The organism is Pannonibacter sp. XCT-53, assembly GCF_009915765.1.
Taxonomy (GTDB): Bacteria; Pseudomonadota; Alphaproteobacteria; order Rhizobiales; family Stappiaceae; genus Pannonibacter; species Pannonibacter tanglangensis.
This window is the reverse complement of record NZ_JAABLQ010000001.1, coordinates 372,266-390,908: the sequence shown is the minus strand read 5'-3', so window position 1 is coordinate 390,908 and position 18,643 is coordinate 372,266. Positions and strand designations below refer to the sequence as shown.

The 18,643-nt window shown below is 68.9% G+C and carries 15 protein-coding genes and 1 other RNA gene; 1 reads left to right on the top strand and 15 read right to left on the bottom strand.

What is annotated here, in order from left to right:
- Nucleotides 1-76 precede the first annotated feature (76 nt).
- The 15 genes from murB to pdxR form a co-directional block, all read right to left on the bottom strand.
- Nucleotides 77-1,030, bottom strand: a complete 954-nt coding sequence (murB, locus tag GWI72_RS01860) for a UDP-N-acetylmuramate dehydrogenase (protein WP_161707728.1) — start codon at nucleotides 1,028-1,030, stop codon at nucleotides 77-79.
- On the bottom strand, nucleotides 1,027-2,445 hold the full coding sequence (gene murC, locus GWI72_RS01855; protein WP_161707727.1) for a UDP-N-acetylmuramate--L-alanine ligase: 1,419 nt from the start codon (nucleotides 2,443-2,445) through the stop codon (nucleotides 1,027-1,029). Before murC ends, murB begins: the two co-directional genes overlap by 4 nt.
- A 13-nt stretch (nucleotides 2,446-2,458) precedes the next feature.
- Nucleotides 2,459-3,559 carry an undecaprenyldiphospho-muramoylpentapeptide beta-N-acetylglucosaminyltransferase gene (gene murG, locus GWI72_RS01850; protein ID WP_161675223.1) on the bottom strand — a complete coding sequence of 367 codons (1,101 nt, stop codon included), beginning with the start codon at nucleotides 3,557-3,559 and terminating at the stop codon, nucleotides 2,459-2,461.
- Nucleotides 3,556-4,728 carry a putative lipid II flippase FtsW gene (gene ftsW, locus GWI72_RS01845; RefSeq protein ID WP_161707726.1) on the bottom strand — a complete coding sequence of 391 codons (1,173 nt, stop codon included), beginning with the start codon at nucleotides 4,726-4,728 and terminating at the stop codon, nucleotides 3,556-3,558. The genes murG and ftsW overlap by 4 nt, the downstream gene beginning before the upstream one ends.
- Nucleotides 4,728-6,128 (bottom strand): UDP-N-acetylmuramoyl-L-alanine--D-glutamate ligase, encoded by a 1,401-nt coding sequence (gene murD, locus GWI72_RS01840; RefSeq protein ID WP_161707725.1) that lies wholly within the window; start codon nucleotides 6,126-6,128, stop codon nucleotides 4,728-4,730. The genes ftsW and murD overlap by 1 nt, the downstream gene beginning before the upstream one ends.
- Before the next feature lie 7 nt (nucleotides 6,129-6,135).
- Nucleotides 6,136-7,221, bottom strand: coding sequence for a phospho-N-acetylmuramoyl-pentapeptide-transferase (gene mraY / locus GWI72_RS01835; RefSeq protein ID WP_161675217.1), 1,086 nt, complete (start codon nucleotides 7,219-7,221; stop codon nucleotides 6,136-6,138).
- 9 nt (nucleotides 7,222-7,230) lie between these two features.
- Nucleotides 7,231-8,661 (bottom strand): UDP-N-acetylmuramoylalanyl-D-glutamyl-2,6-diaminopimelate--D-alanyl-D-alanine ligase, encoded by a 1,431-nt coding sequence (locus GWI72_RS01830; RefSeq protein WP_161675215.1) that lies wholly within the window; start codon nucleotides 8,659-8,661, stop codon nucleotides 7,231-7,233.
- On the bottom strand, nucleotides 8,658-10,124 hold the full coding sequence (locus tag GWI72_RS01825) for a UDP-N-acetylmuramoyl-L-alanyl-D-glutamate--2,6-diaminopimelate ligase (protein WP_161707724.1): 1,467 nt from the start codon (nucleotides 10,122-10,124) through the stop codon (nucleotides 8,658-8,660). The genes GWI72_RS01830 and GWI72_RS01825 overlap by 4 nt, the downstream gene beginning before the upstream one ends.
- Nucleotides 10,125-10,211: 87 nt before the next feature.
- The gene (locus GWI72_RS01820; RefSeq protein WP_161675211.1) at nucleotides 10,212-11,927 is read right to left on the bottom strand and encodes a peptidoglycan D,D-transpeptidase FtsI family protein; all 1,716 of its coding nucleotides are present in this window, start codon (nucleotides 11,925-11,927) and stop codon (nucleotides 10,212-10,214) included.
- 10 nt (nucleotides 11,928-11,937) lie between these two features.
- A complete protein-coding gene (gene ftsL / locus GWI72_RS01815) occupies nucleotides 11,938-12,333 on the bottom strand; it encodes a cell division protein FtsL (protein ID WP_208995744.1) in 396 nt (131 codons plus the stop codon).
- A 4-nt stretch (nucleotides 12,334-12,337) separates the two neighbouring features.
- Nucleotides 12,338-13,381, bottom strand: a complete 1,044-nt coding sequence (rsmH, locus tag GWI72_RS01810; protein WP_161707723.1) for a 16S rRNA (cytosine(1402)-N(4))-methyltransferase RsmH — start codon at nucleotides 13,379-13,381, stop codon at nucleotides 12,338-12,340.
- Nucleotides 13,378-13,839 (bottom strand): division/cell wall cluster transcriptional repressor MraZ, encoded by a 462-nt coding sequence (locus GWI72_RS01805; RefSeq protein ID WP_161675207.1) that lies wholly within the window; start codon nucleotides 13,837-13,839, stop codon nucleotides 13,378-13,380. The genes rsmH and GWI72_RS01805 overlap by 4 nt, the downstream gene beginning before the upstream one ends.
- 360 nt (nucleotides 13,840-14,199) lie before the next feature.
- Nucleotides 14,200-14,619: RNase P RNA component class A (rnpB, locus tag GWI72_RS01800), an RNA gene on the bottom strand.
- 32 nt (nucleotides 14,620-14,651) lie between these two features.
- Nucleotides 14,652-16,187, bottom strand: a complete 1,536-nt coding sequence (locus GWI72_RS01795; protein WP_161707722.1) for an AMP-binding protein — start codon at nucleotides 16,185-16,187, stop codon at nucleotides 14,652-14,654.
- 93 nt (nucleotides 16,188-16,280) lie between these two features.
- Complete coding sequence (pdxR, locus tag GWI72_RS01790; protein ID WP_208995743.1) at nucleotides 16,281-17,759, bottom strand: MocR-like pyridoxine biosynthesis transcription factor PdxR; 1,479 nt, start codon at nucleotides 17,757-17,759, stop codon at nucleotides 16,281-16,283.
- A 127-nt stretch (nucleotides 17,760-17,886) separates the two neighbouring features.
- Here pdxR and GWI72_RS01785 point away from each other — a divergent pair, with 127 nt between their 5' ends.
- Nucleotides 17,887-18,639: a pyridoxamine 5'-phosphate oxidase family protein gene (locus tag GWI72_RS01785; RefSeq protein ID WP_161675203.1), complete on the top strand. Its 753-nt coding sequence runs from the start codon at nucleotides 17,887-17,889 to the stop codon at nucleotides 18,637-18,639.
- The last annotated feature ends 4 nt before the right edge of the window (nucleotides 18,640-18,643 follow it).

The window sequence follows — 18,643 nt, the reverse complement described above, 5'->3', positions numbered from 1 at the left end:
TTAACCAAGGCGTTAAGGATTGCGTTAACCCGGGGGCAGCCGCGCCGCACCCGGGTCAAACCTGTTAACAACTCCGTCAGTCGAGGAAGGGTGTCACCGCCTGTCCGGGCAGGAAAGCGCCCAGGCGCTTGATCTCCCATTCCAGCAGGATGCCCGAGGTTTCGCGCACCCGCCGGCGCACTGTCTCGCCCAGAAGCTCCAGATCATGGCCCGTGGCGGTGCCGGTGTTGATCATGAAGTTGCAGTGCATCTGCGACATCTGCGCCCCGCCGATGGTCAGGCCGCGACATCCTGCCGCATCGATGACCTTCCAGGCCGAGGTGCCCTCCGGGTTCTTGAACGTGGAGCCCCCGGTCTTCTCGCGGATCGGCTGCGCCTTCTCGCGGTGCGCCGTCACCTCCGCCATCTCCGCCCGGATCGTCTCGACGGGCGTCGGCACGCCCTCGAACAGGGCCGAGGTGAAGATCAGGTCGGCGGGCGCCGAAGAGTGGCGATAGGCATAGCCCATGTCGGCCAGGGACAAGACGTGACGCCGGCCCTGCCGGTCGATGGCCGTGACCTCGACCACCCGGTCGCGGGTCTCTGTGCCATGGGCACCGGCATTCATGCGCAGCGCGCCGCCGACCGCCCCCGGAATGCCGGCATAGAAGGCAAAGCCGCCAAGACCGGCTTCGGCCGCAAACTCGGCGAGGCGCTTGTCGGGAACGGCGGCACCGGCGCGAATGCCCGTCTCGCCAGCACGGTCAATCGCGCCGAAGCCCTTGCCGGTGAGGCGGATGACGACGCCGTCAAAGCCACCATCGCGGATCAAGAGATTGGAGCCGAGACCGATGACGAGCACCGGCACGTCGTCGGGCAGCTGCTGCAGGAAGCTGGCAAGATCCTCCTCGTCGGCCGGCTGGAACAGCACGCTGGCCGGCCCGCCCGCACGCAGCCACGTGACGGAGGAGAGCGGGGCATCGCCCGAGACCCGGCCACGAATGCCGTGGATCGCGGCGCCGAGGCGGATCAGGAGACGATCCGGACTCACGCCTTCGCCCCCTGCCCCAGCGCCTCGAGCTGGCCAGGCAGCGCATGCGCCCACTGGGTGATGTTGCCGGCGCCCAGGCAGACGACATAGTCGCCCGGCCGGGCGATCTCGGCGATGATCCCCGCCAGGGCCTCCGGCCCTTCGAGCGCCAGCACCGAGCGGTGGCCATGGATCTTCAGGCCGCTGACCAGGCTGTCCCGGTTGACGCCCTCGATCGGCTGCTCGCCGGCCGCATAGACCGGGGCGACGATCACCGTGTCGGCATCGTTGAAGCAGGTGGAGAAATCGTCGAACAGGCTGGCAAGACGCGTGTAGCGGTGCGGCTGGACCAGGGCGATGACCCGGCCCGCAGTCGCCTCCCGCGCGGCCTTCAGCACGGCGCGGATCTCGACCGGGTGATGCCCGTAGTCGTCGAACACGTCGACACCGTTCCAGCTGCCGGTGTGGGTGAAGCGCCGCTTGACGCCGCTGAAGCCGGCCAGGCCCTTGCGGATCGCCGCGCCCGCGATGCCGAGCCGGTTGGCGACCGCAATGGCGGCCGTGGCGTTGGAGACATTGTGCAGCCCAGGCATCGGCAGCACCAGGTCATCGAGCACCTCGCTCGCGCCCGAGCGGCGGTTCTGGAAGCGCACGCTGAAATGCGACTTGCCTCCCTCGAAGCGCACGTCGACGAAGCGGACATCGGCCTGCGGGTTGGTGCCATAGGTGACGATGCGCTTGTCCTCGATCTGGCCGACCAGCGACTGGACTTCCGGGTGATCGAGGCACATCACGGCAAAGCCGTAGAAGGGCACGTTCTCGACGAAATGGCGGAAGGCCGCGCGGACCCCGGCGAAGTCGCCGTAGTGGTCGAGATGTTCCGGGTCGATGTTGGTGACGACGGCGACGTCGGCCGGCAGCTTGACGAAGGTGCCATCGCTCTCGTCCGCCTCGACCACCATCCATTCGCCCGCGCCCATACGCGCATTGGTGCCATAGGCATTGATGATCCCGCCGTTGATCACGGTCGGATCGAAGCCTCCGGCCTCCAGCAGCGCGGCGATCAGCGAGGTGGTGGTCGTCTTGCCATGGGTGCCGCCGATGGCGATGGCCTGCTTGAAGCGCATCAGCTCGGCCAGCATCTCCGCACGGCGCACGACCGGGATCAGCTTTTCCCGTGCCGCGATCAGCTCGGGATTGTCGCGCTTGATCGCGGAGGACACGACAAGCACTTCGGCCGCACCGAGGTTTTCGGCCGCATGGCCGATGAAGACCGGAATGCCCTTCTCGCGCAGGCGCTGCACATTGGCGCTCTCGGACATGTCCGAGCCCTGCACGGTGTAGCCCAGCATGTGCAGCACCTCGGCAATGCCGCTCATGCCGATCCCGCCGATGCCCACGAAATGCACCGGACCCAGTTCACGCGGCATCTTCATGGCCGGTCTCCTTTCACGTCTTCGACTGCGCTGCCACCTGCTCGACCAGATCGGCCAGGCGCGCCACGGCGTCCGCCTTGCCTTGTCCGGCCGCAGCCCTCGCGGCAGCGGCAAGGGTTTCGGGGTCATCCATCAGGCTGCCGAGCCGGTCGGCCAGCGCCTGAGGCGTCAGGTTCTTCTGGTCGATGGGCCAGGCCCCGCCCACCGCCTCCAGCACCCGCGCATTGGCGCTCTGGTCCTGATCAAGCGCGTGCGGCAGCGGCACCAGGATCGACGGCCGGCCAATGACGGCCAGCTCGCTCACGGAGGAGGCGCCGGAGCGGCACAGGATGAGATGGGCGCCGGCGAGCCGCATCGGCAGATCGGTGAAGAAAGCCGCAAGCTCGGCATGGACGCCCAGCGTCTCCAGCTGCTTGCGCACCCGGTCCAGATCTTCCGGACGGCACTGCTGGACCAGTCGCAGACGCGCGCGCTTGTCCGCCGGCATGAGCGCCAGCGCCTCCGGCATCAGCTCGGAGAAGAAACGTGCGCCCTGCGAGCCGCCGAACACGAGCAGATGGAACGGCCCGGCCCCGTCGAGCGGCGGATAGGCAAGCCTTGCGGCCTCGATCACCATCGGGCGCACCGGATTGCCGGTCTCGCGCACCTTGGCCGCAAGGCCGGCATCAAGGCCGGCGATCGGCACGCTGGTGGCGACGGCGTCGACACCGCGCGCGAGCATCCGGTTGGCCCGCCCCATCACCGCATTGGCCTCGTGCAGGATGGAAGGCACGCGGGCGAGCCGCGCGGCCATCATCGGCGGGAAGGTCGGATAGCCGCCGAAGCCGACGACCACGGCCGGGCGGATCCGCCGGATGACGCCGAAGGCCTGCAGGGTGCCGCGCGCGAGGCTCAGGAGCGTCCGCAGCAGCGCCAGCGGCGAGCGCGAGCGCAGGGTCTCGGAGGCAATGATGTGGACGTCGCGCGCCGGGAAGCGGGCACCGTACTTGTCGGCCCGCTCGTCGGTGGCGAGGTCGACGGTCCAGCCGCGCCGGACCAGCTCGGTGGCCAGCGCCTCGGCCGGGAACAGGTGGCCGCCGGTGCCACCGGCGGTCAGGAGGATGGTCTTGGTCATCGGATACCCGGTTGCATCAGGCTGGAGGGCGAGACGCGGGAAATGATCACGCTTTCGCTGTGCTTGGGCTGCGGCTTGCGCCGCGTCAGCGCCAGGATGAAGCCGGCGGTGATCGCCGTGGAGATGGTGGACGACCCGCCGTAGGAGATGAAGGGCAGCGTCATGCCCTTGGCCGGCACCAGGTTCAGGTTCACCATCAGGTTGATCATGGCCTGCAGGCCAAACAGGACGACCAGACCGGAGGTCGCAAGCCGCGCGAAGGCATCCTGGTCCCGCGCCGCATTGCGCAGCCCCCGCAGGATGATGAAGGCAAAGACCGCCACCAGCAGCATGCAGACGATGATGCCGAACTCCTCCGCCACCACCGAGAACACGAAGTCGGTGTGGCTGTCCGGCAGGATGCGCTTGACCACGCCCTCGCCCGGCCCCTTGCCGAACCAGCCGCCCGACAGGAAGGCCTCGCGGGCCGTGTCCACCTGGAACGTGTCCCCCGATTCCGGGTCGAGGAAGCGGTTGATGCGCGAGGTCACGTGCGGCAGGAACAGGTAGGCCGAGCCCATGCCGACGACGCCAAGCACGGCAAGCACGATGATCACCGCCCAGGGCATGCCGTTGATGAAGAAGAGTGCGCCGAAGGCCAGACCCATCAGCATGGTCTGGCCGAAGTCCGGCTGCGCGATCAGCAGCGCCGAGGAAATCGCGAACAGCAGCGCCGACAGCAGCGCACCGGGCACTTCCCGCCGGCGCCCGCTCTCCGACAGCAGGAAGGCCACGATGACGACGAAGGCGGGCTTCAGGAATTCCGACGGCTGCAGCGTGGTGATGCCGAGGTCGATCCAGCGCCGCCCGCCCTTCACCTCGAAGCCGACGAACAGCGTCGCCACCAGCAGCACCAGCGCGCCAATGAGCAGGAACAGCGCCGCGCGCCGGATCAGCCGCGGCGTCATCAGCGACAGGCCGAGCATCACCGCCATGGACGGCAGCAGGAAGGTCGCCTGCTTCTTGACGAAGAAGAAGCTCTCCACGCCGAGCCGCTCGGCCACCGGAGGACTGGCCGCAAAGGACAGCACCACCCCGCCGATCATCAGCAGCATGAAGGCCGCCAGCAGATAGTGGTCAACCGTCCAGAGCCATTCCGACAGCGGACCACGGTCGGCGCGAGAAACCATCAGGCATCCCCTTCTGTCTCCGAGGCCCCGTCCAGGGCCTCGACAGCCGCGACAAACGCATCACCACGCACTTCAAAGTTCGGGTACTGGTCAAACGAGGCACAGGCCGGCGACAGCAGCACGACCTTCTCGGCCGCCGGGTCGAGCGCCGCATCGGCGGCCGCCCGCGCCACGGCCACATCCATCGTGCCGCAGATCTCCGTCGCCGCCTTGCCGTCGAGCGTCCGGGCAAAGGCCTCCGCCGCCTCACCGATCAGGTAGGCCCGGACGATGCGCGGGAAGAACTCCCCGAGCGGGTCGATGCCACCGGTCTTGGGCTTGCCGCCGGCGATCCAGTAGATGCGCGGATAGCTCGCCAGCGCCCAGGCGGCGGCGTCGGCATTGGTGGCCTTGCTGTCGTTGACGAACAGGGTGCCGTTGCGCCGCGCGACGATCTGCATGCGATGCCGCAGGCCGGGGAAGGTGCGCAGCGCGGCCGCGATCCGCTCCGGCGCATGCCCGAGCTCAAGGAGCGCGGCGCAGGCCGCCGCCGCGTTCTGGGCATTGTGCCGGCCGCGCAGGCTGTCGATGCCGGCGAGATCGGCGAGGCGCTCCTGCCGGCCCTGGTTGGCCATCATCAGCCGGCCGCCGTCGCCATAGACCCCGTCGGTCTGCGGCAGATGACCCGAGATGCGCCGAACCCGCTTGCCGGACAGCGCCAGCCGGTCGGCCATCGCCGCGCTCATCGGGTCATCGACCCCGATCACGGCCGAGTGGCTGCCGGCCACCAGCCGCTCCTTGATGGCGGCGTAGTTTTCCATCGTGCCGTGCCGGTCGAGATGATCCGGCGACAGGTTCATGTGGATGCCGACCGTCGGGTCGAGGCTGGGGGCCAGGTCGATCTGGTAGGACGAGCACTCGATGACATAGTGGCGGCCAGGCACCGGCGGTTCCAGGTCGAACACGGGCGTGCCGATGTTGCCGCCCATCTGCACGTCGAGCCCGAGGCTGCGGACGAGATGGGCGACCAGCGCCGTCGTGGTCGACTTGCCGTTGGTGCCGGTGATGCAGATCAGCGGGGCCTCGGGGCAGGTCCGCCGGCGCTCGCGCACGAAAAGTTCGATGTCGCCGATGACCTCGACCCCGGCAGCCCGGGCGAGCCGCACGGTCCAGTGCGGCTCGGGATGGGTCAGCGGCACGCCGGGGGAGAGCACGAGGGCGGCAACGCCGTCCCAGTCGATGCCGGCGAGGTCGGAGGCGGCGAGCCCGCGCGCGCGCGCCACCTCGATGCGGGCCGGCGCATCATCCCAGACGATGACCGTCGCCCCGCCGGCCTTCAGCGCCAGGGCACTGGAAAGGCCCGAGCCGCCAAGCCCGAAAAGCGCAACCGTCTGTCCGGCGAAACTCGTGATCGGGATCATCCGGTCCTCACCGCAGCTTGAGGGTCGCCAGGCCGATCAGCGCGAGAACCACGGCGATGATCCAGAAGCGGATCACCACCTGGGACTCGGTCCAGCCCAGATGCTCGAAGTGGTGGTGGATGGGCGCCATGCGGAACACGCGCTTGCCGGTCAGCTTGTAGGAGGCCACCTGCACGATCACCGACACGGCCTCCAGCACGAACAGGCCGCCGATGATGGCCAGCACGATCTCGTGCTTGGTGGCGACCGCGATCGCGCCGATCATGCCGCCAAGCGACAGCGAGCCGGTGTCACCCATGAAGATCGCCGCCGGCGGGGCATTGAACCACAGGAAGCCGAGCCCCGCTCCGATCACCGCGCCGCAGAGCACCGCGAGTTCGCCCGTGCCCGGCACATGGTGGATCTGCAGGTACTCGGCAAAGACCGCGTTGCCCGACAGATAGGCAATGATGGCAAAGGAGGCACAGGCAATCATGACCGGCACGATCGCCAGGCCATCGAGGCCGTCGGTGAGGTTCACGGCATTGCCGGCCCCCACGATCACGAAGGCCGCGAAGGGGATGAACACGATGCCGAGGTTGAGCAGCAGGTCCTTGAGGAAGGGGAAGGCGATCGACGTGGCGAAGGGCCCGGTTTCCAGCAGGGTCACCGCAAAGGCGGCCGAACCGGCAATGAGAAACTCGATCCCGAGGCGCGCCTTGCCCGAGAAGCCCTTGTGCGTGGCCTTCGTCACCTTGAGATAGTCGTCGTAGAAGCCGATCAGGCCGAAGCCGACCGTGACCCACAGCACGATCCAGACATAGGGATTGCTGAGGTCCGCCCACAGCAGCGTCGAGACGATCATCCCCGAGAGGATCATCAGTCCGCCCATGGTGGGCGTGCCCTTCTTGGTCAGCAGGTGGCTCTGCGGCCCGTCCTCGCGGATCGGCTGCCCCTTGCCCTGGCGGACGCGCAGCCCGGCGATGATGCGCGGCCCGAACAGGAACACGAACACCAGCGCCGTCATGATCGCGCCGCCGGTGCGGAAGGTGATGTAGCGGAACACGTTCAGCGCGGAGAGCTGACCGGAGAGTTCGCCGAGAAGATAGAACATTGGGGATCCTTAAACCGCTACGGTTTCGTCCGCTGCCGCATAGTCCTGCTTGAGCGCTTCCACAAGGGGGCCCATCCGGCTGCCCAGAGATCCCTTGATCATGATCACGTCGCCGGCGCGCAGATCTTCCTTGAGCGGCTCCAGCAGCGCGGCTGACTGTTCGGCATAATGCGCCCGCATCTGCGTCGGCAGACGCTGCCAGAGCGCATGCATCAGCGGCCCGGCGCAGTAGACCCGGTCGACCTTCGCGGCCTGCATCGGCTCGACCAGCTCCGCATGCAGCTGCGCCGCCGTCTCGCCCAGTTCCAGCATGTCGCCGACAACCGCGATGCGGCGGCCCGGCAACGCGACCGGGCTTTCACCGAGGAGGCTGAGGGCGGCGCGCATCGAGGCCGGGTTGGCGTTGTAGCTCTCGTCGATGATGGTGATGCTGCCGCCGGGCACGAGCAGGCGCGTCTGCGCCCCGCGGCCCTTGGGAGCCGACAGCTCCGATAGGGCCAGCCCCGCCAGCGCCAGATCGGCCCCGAGTTCGACCACGGCCAGCAGCACGGCGAGGCTGTTGACGACGAAATGGCGGCCGGGGGCACCGATCTTGTAGGTGATCTCCTCGCCGAGAATGCGCGCCTGCACCACGGACGTGCCGGTCTGACCGACGGCGCGCAGCAGCTGGCCGTCGGTGCCCTCCCGCTCGCCGAAGGTGCGGATCGTCTCGACCCCGGTGGTCCGGGCGAGGAAGGTCAGCAGGTCGAACTGGTCGTTGTCCTGGTTCAGGATCGCCACGCCGCCGGGCTCCAGACCATTGAAGATCTCGGCCTTGGCCTTGGCGATGCCCTCCACGGAATCGAAGAATTCCAGATGCACCGCCTGCACCGTGGTGATGATCGCCACATGCGGCCGCACCATCTGCACCAGCGGCGTGATCTCGCCCGCGTGGTTCATGCCGATCTCGAACACGCCGAAGGCCACATCGCGCGGCATCCGCGCCAGGGTCAGCGGCACGCCCCAGTGGTTGTTGAAGGACGCCACCGACGCATGGGTCTTGCCGCAGCGCGACAGGGCAAGCCGCAGGGCTTCCTTGGTGCTGGTCTTGCCGACCGAACCGGTGACGGCAACGATGCGCGCGCTGCTGCGGGCGCGAGCCGCCCGGCCCAGCTGGCGCAGCGCCTCCAGCACGTCCTCGACCACGACATAGCGGCCGTCCGCCGGCAGGCTGGCCAGCCGGTCCCGGGCGACCAGCGCCAGCGATGCCCCCGCCGTCAGCGCCGCCTCGACGAAGTCGTGGCCGTCGAAGCGCTCGCCGGCGATGGCCACGAAGGCATCACCCGGCTCGAGCGTGCGGCTGTCGATGGAGATGCCCGTGATCGCATCTGCGGGCGTGCCGGCGACCGTTCCGTCGACGGCGCGGACGAATTCCTCGAGGGTCCAGAGCGGCAGGCTCATGCCTTGTCTCCCATGCCGAGCGCGGCGCGAACCGCATCGTGATCCGAAAATGGCAGCACCCTGTCACCGACGATTTGGCCCGTTTCGTGGCCTTTTCCGGCAACGCACAGGACATCCCCCGCTTCCAGCAGGGAAACGGCCGTCTCGATCGCCTGCTGGCGGTCGCCGATCTCCAGCGCGCCGGGGGCACCTTCCAGCATCGCCTTGCGGATCAGGGCCGGATCCTCGCTGCGCGGGTTGTCGTCGGTGATGACGACGACATCGGCGCGGCGGGCGGCCACGGCCCCCATCATCGGACGCTTGCCCGGATCACGGTCCCCGCCGGCACCGACGACACAGACGAGTCGCCCCTGCGTGAAGGGGCGCAGCGCCGCGAGCGCATTGTCGAGCGCGTCGGGCTTGTGGGCGTAATCGACGAAGGCAAGCGCACCGTTGGCCTTGCAGCCGATCAGCTCGAGCCGGCCCGGCGCCCCCTTCAGGTCCTCCAGCGACCGCATCACGGCCCCGGTCTGCTCGCCGGCCGCGATGGCAAGGCCGGCCGCGATCAGGGCGTTCGACACCTGGAACCGCCCGGCCAGCGGCAGCGAGACCTTGTAGTCGCCGCGCGCCGTCGCGACCGTCAGCACCTGGCTGAAGCCGCTGTGCCGGAGCCCGGTCAGCCGCAGGTCCTCGCCGCGCTCACCGACGGTCAGCACCCTGAGCCCCCGCGCGCGGCACGTCGCGATCACCCGGTCGGCGTAGGGCTCGACCGGATCGGCGACCACGGTGCCGCCGGACGGCAGCACCTCCGTGAACAGGCGCATCTTGGCCGCGAGGTAATCCTCCATGGTGGCGTGGTAGTCCATGTGGTCGCGGCCGAGGTTGGTGAACCCTGCCGCCGCCAGCTGCACGCCGTCGAGCCGGTACTGGTCGAGGCCATGGCTGGAGGCTTCCATCGCCGCATGGGTGATGCCGTCACCGGCCAGACGGGCGAGATCCTGGTGCAGCGTCACCGGGTCCGGCGTGGTCAGGCCGCCGTAGGTCTTGCCGTTGGAGGTGATGGTGCCGATCGTGCCGAGGCTGGCGGCGGCATGGCCGCAGTGCTCGAAGATCTGGCGCACGAAATGCGCCACGGAGGTCTTGCCCGCCGTCCCTGTCACCGCAACCATGGTCGCCGGCTGCGGCGCGTGGAAGCGCGCGGCCATCAACGCCAGGGTCCGGCGCGGATTGTCGCTGACAAGCACCGGCGCCGTGACACCGTCGGCCGCCAGCATCCCGGCCCCGGCGGCGTCCGTCAGGACGGCAACCGCGCCCTGCTCCAGCGCCGTGCGGGCAAAGCGCGCGCCATGGACCTTCACCCCGGCAAGGGCGACAAACAAAAAACCCGGACGCGCCGCGCGGCTGTCCGAGGTCAGACCGGTGATCGTGAGATCGGTGGAAACGGCCGGACCCGGCAGGTCCGCCATCAGGCTGCTGAGATGCATGTCGTCGTCTGGTCCGGTTGTGCGCCGTCTTGTCCAAGCTGCCCGGGGTCTGGCTGCGACCCCGCCCCGGTCAGCTCGGGATTGCCCTTAATAGGATATTTCGATGGTCTGTGTCCCCTCGGTCGTCGGCCGCGGCATCACGCCCAGCATCGGGGCGACGCGCCGGATGATGTTGCCCACCATCGGGGCGGTGTTGAGGCCGGCGGTGGCCGCCATGCCTTCCTTTTCCGGCTTGGGCTCGTCCAGCACGACAAGCACGACGTAGCGCGGATCGTCCATCGGGAAGGCGGACAGGAAGGAGTTGCGGCGCTTGTTCGGGTTGTAGCGGCCGTTCTCCACCTTCTCGGCCGTGCCGGTCTTGCCGCCGACCAGATAGCCCGGCACGTCGGCGCGCTTGCCCGATCCGGTCAGCACGTTGAGGCGATAGAGATAGCGGATGGCCTGGCTGACCTTTTCGGTGAGCACGCGCTTCGACAGCTTGTCCGCCTCCTCCGCCGTCCGCGGCAGGAAGGTGGGCGGGATGTAGCGACCGCCGTTGACGAGGGCAGCCGCCGCCACGGCCGTCTGCATCGGCGTGACCGAAATGCCGTGGCCGAACGAGATGGTGATCGCGGCCAGTTCGCCCCAGCGCTTGGGCAGCTGCGGCGCGGCGTTCTCGGGCAGTTCGGTGATCATGCGGGTGGTGAAGCCCAGCTCGGCCAGGAACTGCTTCTGCGCCTCGATGCCGGTGGCCAGCATCATCTTCGCGGTGCCGATGTTGGACGAGTAGATGAAGATCTCCGGCACCGACAGGATGCGCTTCTTGCCGTGGAAGTCGGAGATGGTCCGGCCGCCGGCCCGGATCGGCCGGGTGGCATCGAAACTGTCGTACATGGTCACCTTGCCGGACGCGAGCGCGTTGGCCGTGGTGAAGCCCTTGAACACCGAGCCCATCTCGAACGTGCCGCCGGTGGCGCGGTTCATGCGGTCCGGCTGCAGCGCCTCGCCGCGGTTGTTCGGGTCATAGTCGGGCAGCGACGCCATGGCGACGACCTCGCCGGTGTGCACGTCGAGGATGATGCCGACGCCCGCGATGGCATGGTACTGCTGGATGCCCTTCTGCACCTCGTCGCGCACGATGTGCTGCGCCCTGAGGTCGATGGACAGTTTCACCGGCTCGATGGCCCGGCCTTGCGCGAAGCCGAGCTTCTGCAGGTCCTTCAGCCAGGCGTCATCGACATATTTCTCCATGCCGGCGATGCCCTGGTTGTCGATGTTCACCGAGCCGACAACATGGGCCGCAATGGGGCCACCGGGATAGAAGCGCTGCTTTTCCCAGAGGAAGCCGATGCCCGGCAGGCCAAGGCGATGGATCGCCTGCTGCTGCGCCGGGGTGATCTCGCGCTTCAGCCAGATGAAGCCGGCGCGGCTCGACAGGCGCTTGCGCATGGCGTCATTGTTCAGCTCCGGAAAGACGCTTCCGAGGCCTTCCAGCGTCTCCTCCACATCGAGGATCTTGCGCGGCTCGGCATAGACCGAGGCGGTCTTGATGTCGGTGGCCAGGATCTCGCCGTTGCGGTCCAGCAGGTCGGGACGCGTGGCGGCCACCGCATCCTGCGCCGACATGAATTCCTGCGTCGGCACGTCTTCCATCTGCGCCAGCTGCACCAGGCGCCCGCCGATGACCGCGAAGACGATGGTGAAGGCGGCCATGGCCAGATACACGCGCGAGCGCACCGTGCCGGAGGACACGGAGCCGTAGTTGGGGCGCGGCTGGCTGCGCTTGAACTGCAGGAAGGACATGGGCTCGTTGGCCTGGCTCATGACGGTGCCCCTACTGGATGGCTGCAGCAGCAGGGCCGGTCGACCCGGTGGTGAGTGGTTCCAGCGAGGCGGCAAACCCGCCGAGCGGGTCGGCCTCGCCAATCGGCTCGAGCATCACCGGCTTCACCGGCAGGTCCTCGATCTTGACGATCTGCTTCGGATCGAGCGGCTGCAGCTGCAGGTATTCGCCGTAGCGTTCGACGAGACCCTGCAGGCGGTCGGGCTGGTTGAGGATGCTCCATTCCGCCCGCAGCACGCGGATGGCGTCGCGTTCCTCCACGATCTGGCGCTTCAGCTCCGCAACCCGCTCGGCCGATCGCTCGGCGGCCATCTTCATGTCGAAGACGACCGCAGCCCCGATCACCACGGCGATGACAAAGATGAGGTTCAGATAGCGGACCAGCATCAGCCTAGCCTCCCAGACCCCGGTAGGCCGCCAGATGCGGCACACCGATGGCGTGAATGTCGAGCGGCCGGGCGGGCGCTGCAGTCCGACGCCCCGCGCGCAGGCGCGCCGAGCGCGCGCGCGGATTGGCCTCGGTCTCGGCCTCGTCGGGCTCCTGCCCGCCCTTGACCACGAGTTCAAATGTCGGCGGCGGAACGTCCTGTTCCGGCATGTGGCGGGAGCCGCCGGCCGTGGTGCGGCTGCGGTCGGCGAAGAACTTCTTGACGATGCGGTCTTCCAGGCTGTGGAAGCTCACGACCACGAGGCGACCGCCGGGCCGCAGCACGCGCTCGGCCGCAGCCAGAACCTCGGCAGCCTGATGCAGCTCGCCGTTGACGTAGATCCGCAGCGCCTGGAAGGTGCGCGTGGCCGGATGGATGTGCATCTTCTTCGGCGACCGGCCCACCACCTTCTCGATCAGCGCCGCAAGATCGCCGGTCCGCGTGAAGGGCTCTTCCTTGCGCCGTGCCTCGATGGCCCGCGCCACCTGCCCGGCCCGCTTTTCCTCGCCGAGCAGCCCGATGATCCGCGTCAGGTCCTTGGCCGGCAGCGTGTTGACCACATCTGCAGCCGAGGGCCCCGCCTGTTCCATCCGCATGTCGAGCGGACCGTCGCGCATGAAGGAAAAGCCGCGATCGGCTTCATCCAGCTGCATCGACGAGACGCCGAGATCGAGCACGACACCATCGACCGCCTCGACGCCGAGCCCCTCGAGATGGCGTTCGAGATCGGCAAATCGGCCCGGCACCAGACGCAGCGCGCCACGGGCCTCCGCCACCAGCGGCTGACCGCCGGCAATCGCATCCGGATCCCGGTCGATGCCGATGACCCTTGCCCCGGCAGCCAGCAGTGCCCGCGTGTAGCCGCCGGCCCCGAAGGTTCCGTCGACGATGACCTCGCCCGGCGCAGCCGCCATGGCAGCCAGGACCGGCGCCAGCAGGACCGGCACGTGGCGCACCGGCTGACCGGCAACGCCGGAGGGTCCGGCAATGTCGAGATCTGCCGTCATGCCGCCCCTCCCGCTGCCGGCCCGGCGCCGGACAGCATGGCAAGCGCGCGCTTCTGCGCCTCGGCGCGGTGCAGACGGAAACGCTCCGGCTCCCAGAGCTGAAACTTGTAGCCGAGCCCGACGAAGGTGATCTGGTCGGTGACGCCGGTCTGTTCGCGGATCATGTCGCTCAGCACGATCCGCCCTTCCGCATCGACCTTCGGGGTCTCGCTGGCACCGAAGAGGGCAAAGGCGAGGGCATCATGATCGGCGGAGAGCTTGGCAAAGCCGGCGAGTCGGGTCTCGATCTCGCTGACCAGCTCGTTGCCACCGGCATCGACTGCCGGCGCATGGGGAGACGCGATGCAGTAGAGACCCTCGAAGCCGTCCCGCGCCAGCGCGGCCCGAAACGGCGCAGGGATCGACACCCGCCCCTTCGAATCCAGCCGGTTGGTAAAATGCGAGACGAAGCCGGCCATGATCCCCTTTCAACGCGCCGTTCTGGCGCGAGCCCCGATTACACAGGAAACGAACATATGAAGCCTGCAGCAGGCGGCGCATCCCGGTGCCTCGGGCGGAAGCGCGACGCAAAAACCGCAGTCCATCGATCATTTCCGGGTTTTTATGGGATACCATGGGACGGCTTGGGCGTCAATGGAATCACCCTGTGTGGCCCGGTCGGGCACGGGGTCAACCGCGCCTGTCCCCAGAAACATCAAGAGGGTTAACAGAGCCTTACCGCGATGGCGGCCACAGGCTGGCCGCGGGCAGCCGCGCGCGTCTTCCGGCTGCCGCGACATCCGGATTTCAGTCGTTGTAACAAGGGCTTGCTTGGGAAAAGTGTCAGTCGGCCTGTAAGCCGGGTTCTGTAAGGCAGACCGTTTGACCGGTCCACGCGACGGCCATTCATCTGGGACGCCTGTTGCCAGACGCCTCGCGCAACCTACCCGGATGGCCGGCCTGGAAACCAACCCGGCTCCCTTGCGGGACCCTGTGCCATCCCTATTCGGTTTTGCTCCCGGTGGGGTTTACCGTGCCGCTTCCGTTACCGGTCGCGCGGTGGGCTCTTACCCCACCCTTTCACCCTTACCCGTGGTGGCCCTCGCCGGAGCGAGGCAGCACGGGCGGTTTGCTTTCTGTGGCACTGTCCCTGGGGTCGCCCCCGCCGGGTGTTACCCGGCACCGTGTCTCCATGGAGCCCGGACTTTCCTCCCCCGCAGCCTTTCGGCTCTCGCGGCAGCGGCCGTCCGGCCGACTGACCCGCCCCCCTTACGGAGGATTTGCGGCCGGGTCAAGGACGGCCGGCAGCGGCCAGCCGGGCTCTCAGCTCCGTCTTCAGCACCTTGCCATAGGCGTTCTTGGGCAGCTCGGCGACGAAATGGTAGGTTTTCGGGCGCTTGAAGCGGGCGAGAGCGTCCAGGCAGAGTCGGTCCAGCTCTCCCGCGCCGACCACCGGATCGGCGACGACGAAGGCCACGACCACCTCGCCCCAGTCCGCATCGGCAGCCCCGATGACCGAGACCTCGCGCACGCCCGGATGGGTCAGCAGGACCTCCTCCACCTCGCGCGGATAGATGTTGCTGCCGCCGGAGATGATCACGTCCTTGGACCGGTCGGTCAGCGTCAGGAACCCGTCCTGCGACAGATGGCCGACATCGCCGGTGCGCAGCCAGCCGTCCCTCAGGCTCGCTGCGGTGGCCGCGGGGTTGCCCCAGTACCCGGCCATCACCGGCGCGCCCCGCACGAGGATCTCGCCCGGCTCGCCGGGTGCCGCGGCGACACCGTCCGGCCGCTCGACCCGGACCTCGACGCAGGCATGCGCCCGTCCGACGGACTGAAGCCGGCTGCGCCAGTCGGGGTGGCTGCGGTCGGCGACCAGATGGCGCGGCAGCGCCGTGATGGTCATCGGGCATTCGCCCTGCCCGTAGATCTGCACGAAGCGCGGGCCCATGGCCGCCACCGCCTCCTCGATGTCGGCCAGATACATCGGGCCACCGCCATAGACGATGGTGCGCAGCCCCTCCCCCGTGACCCCGTCCGCGCGCGCCCGGTCCACCAGCCGCCGCACCATCGTCGGGGCGGCGAAGAGATGCAGGCTGCCGTGGGCGCGGCCCAGCGCCAGGATCTCGGCCGGGTCGAAGCCGCCGCTCTCCGGCACCATGTGCGCCGCCCCGCGCAGGACATGCATGAAGTTGTAGAGCCCCGCCCCATGCGACATCGGCGCGGCATAGAGTGCTGCGTCCTCGGTCCGAACCTCGTCGACATCGCAGAAATAGGCGAGCGTCATGGCCATCAGGTTGCCATGCGTGATCATCACGCCCTTGGGCCGGCCGGTGGTGCCGGAGGTGTAGAACAGCCAGGCCAGATCCTCGGCAGCCCGGGCGACCGGATCGGCCGGATCCGCCGCGCCGGCGGGGCCGTCAAGGCCGTGGTCGGGCTTGACCAGTCGTGCCGGACTGCCGGCCTCGGCCAGCGCGGCCGACAGCGCCGCGCGGTCGGCCGCCGCCTCCACCACCATCAGCGCCGCGCCGCTGTCGCGGGCGATGAAGGCCGCCTCGCGCGGATGCAGCTTGTGGTTCACGGGCACGACCGCCAGACCCGCATGCCAGGCGGCATGGAGCAGCTCAAGATAGGCCGGGCAGTTGGGCAGGAACAGCGCCACCCGGTCCCCGGCCGCAAGGCCGTCCACGGTCTTGAACTGCGCCGCCCGCCGACGCACGCGCCGCGCCAGCTCCGCGTAGTCGGCCAGCACCCGCATCCCCTGCATCAGCGCCGGACGATCGCCCATCACGCGGGCAGTCCGCGCCAGCCAGTGTGCCACGTTCATCGCTCGACCGCTCCTCCAGGGCTCCCTGCTCCTGCAAAGACAACCGGGGTTTCGATCCGCGCGCAAGCCGGTCGAAGGCCGGAGGGGGCTTGGTCAGGTGTGGCCGGCGCTCGCCATCATCCCGTCAAGGAGAGCCGTCACCCGGTCGATCTCGGCAGCGGTGGCGCTGGCATAGCCGAGGATCAGACCATGGTCCGGCTCGGAGCCGCAATAGCACGGGCTGAGCGGCGACGGCGCAAAGCCGTGCCGCCCCAGGTCCTCGACCACCTTGCGGTCGTCGAGAGGCAGGTTGAAGCGCAATGCGAGCTGGATGTTGCCGGTCGGCGGTGTCACGCGCACCCGGTTGCCGAGACCTGCCGCCAGCGCCGCATGCAGGGCATGGCCCCGCGCCGCATAGATCTCGCGCACGCGTCGCAGATGCGCGCGGTGGTGCCCCTCGCGCAGGAAATCGGCAACCGCGGCCTGCACATGCGCGTTGGCCTGACGTCCGGTGTTGCGCATCAGCAGCGTCAGCGGCGCGACCAGATGGTCCGGCACCACGCAATAGGCAATCCGCAGCCCCGGCAGCAGGCTCTTCGAGAAGGTGCCGAGGTAGATCACCTCACCCTGTTCGGCCAGCCCCTGCAACGCGGCGATGGGCCGTCCCTCGAACAGGAACTCGCTGTCGTAGTCGTCTTCCAGGATCAGCGCCCCGGCACTGCGGGCCGTCGCGATCAGCGCCAGCCGGCGGTCGAGCGTCATGCGCCCTCCGAGCGGATAGTGCTGCGACGGGGTCACATAGATCAGCCGCGGCGTCGGCGTGCCGGCCGGCAGGCGGGAGATGTCGGCCCCCCGTTCGTCCGCAGGCAGCGGATGGACGGAGAGGCCCGCACCGAGAAAGGCGAGCCGCGCGCCGGTGTAGCCAGGGTTTTCCACCAGGGCCGCGTCGCCCTCGTCGGCAAAGGCCTGTGCCAGAGCCGACAGCGCGGCCTGCATCGACGACACGATCAGGATCTGCCCAGGGCTTGCCCGCACGCCGCGTTCTGCCGCCAGATAGCCCGCCAGCGCCTCGCGCAACACCGGCAGCCCGGCCGGCTCGTCATAGAGGAGGCCGCTGCGCAGCGTCCGCACCGCCCGGCGCAGGCCCCGCGCCCAGAGTTCGGTGGGAAAGAGCTCCGGGTCCGGCAGACCGGGCTGCAGGGCGCCGCGCCGGAAGATCCAGTCGGGCCCACGCGGATCGGCCGTGAGGCGGTGACCACGGGCCGAGAGACCGGCGGGCCGGATCGGTGTGTCCACCGACGGGCCGGCCGCCGGCGTGGCGCCATCGCCGGCCCCGTCCAGACGCACCGGCGGGGCCAGTCGGGGGGCCGCCCCCGGACGGACCTCGATTATACCCTCGGCTGCAAGCAGCTCGAATGCATGGTTCACGCTGTTGCGCGAGACGCCGAGGCTTTCGGCGAGTGCCCGCGAGGACGGCAGCCGCGCGCCCCGGGGCAGGCGCCCGTCCAGCACGGCCCGCCGGACCGCTCCGTAGATCTGCTGCGGCAGACCTTCGGCGGCATTGCGGTCGATCTCGATCACGCCGTCCAGCAACTGGATCTCCGGAATTTGGCAGAGGTGGATCTTCAACAGATCCAGTTGTTAGCACAGGGTGCAGGACCAGCGGAAGCGGCTTGCACGCGCCGTGACCGCTCCGGCTGCAACACCCGTGAGACCGACGATGACCGAGACCCTGCCCAGCTCCCCGAACGAGCCCCACAACACCATCCGGAACGACACAGCCGCAACCGGTCCGGCGAGCGGCGAGACCGCCCCCGTCGACCGCAAGGCCCTGCCGCGCTATGCCCGGGTGCGCAACGGCCGGCGCGCGGACTATGACGCGGACGCCGTGCACGCCATCCTGGACGCAGGCCTCGTCGGCCATGTCGGCTTCATCCACGAGGACCGGCCGATGGTGATCCCGATGGCCTATGGCCGCGACGGGTCAACGCTGTACATCCATGGAGCCGGTGCGGCCCGGATCGTGAAGGCCCTTCCGGCCGGTGCGCCGGTGACGCTCGCCGTGACCCTGATCGACGGCCTGGTCGTTGCCCGCGCCGCCTTCCACAACTCGGTCAACTACCGCTCCGCCATCGTGCACGGACGGGTCCGGGAGCTCGGCGATACGGCCGAGGCCGAGCGGGCTCTCGCCCTCATCACCGATCACCTTCTGCCCGGTCGCTGGGCCGAAAGCAGGCCGATGACGGAGAAGGAGCTGAAGGCCACCGGCATCATCGCCATCGAGATCGAGCACGCGGCGGCGAAGTGCCGGGCCGGCGGGCCGGTCGATGACGAGAGCGACCTTGGCCTGCCGGTCTGGGCCGGCGTCGTGCCGGTGATGACGGCGCTTGGCGTGCCGCTCGCCGATGCCAGCACACCGGTGTCGGTGCGCCAGCCCGCATCGCTGGCCGCCAGCCGCCGGAAGTTCCTGTAGGCTT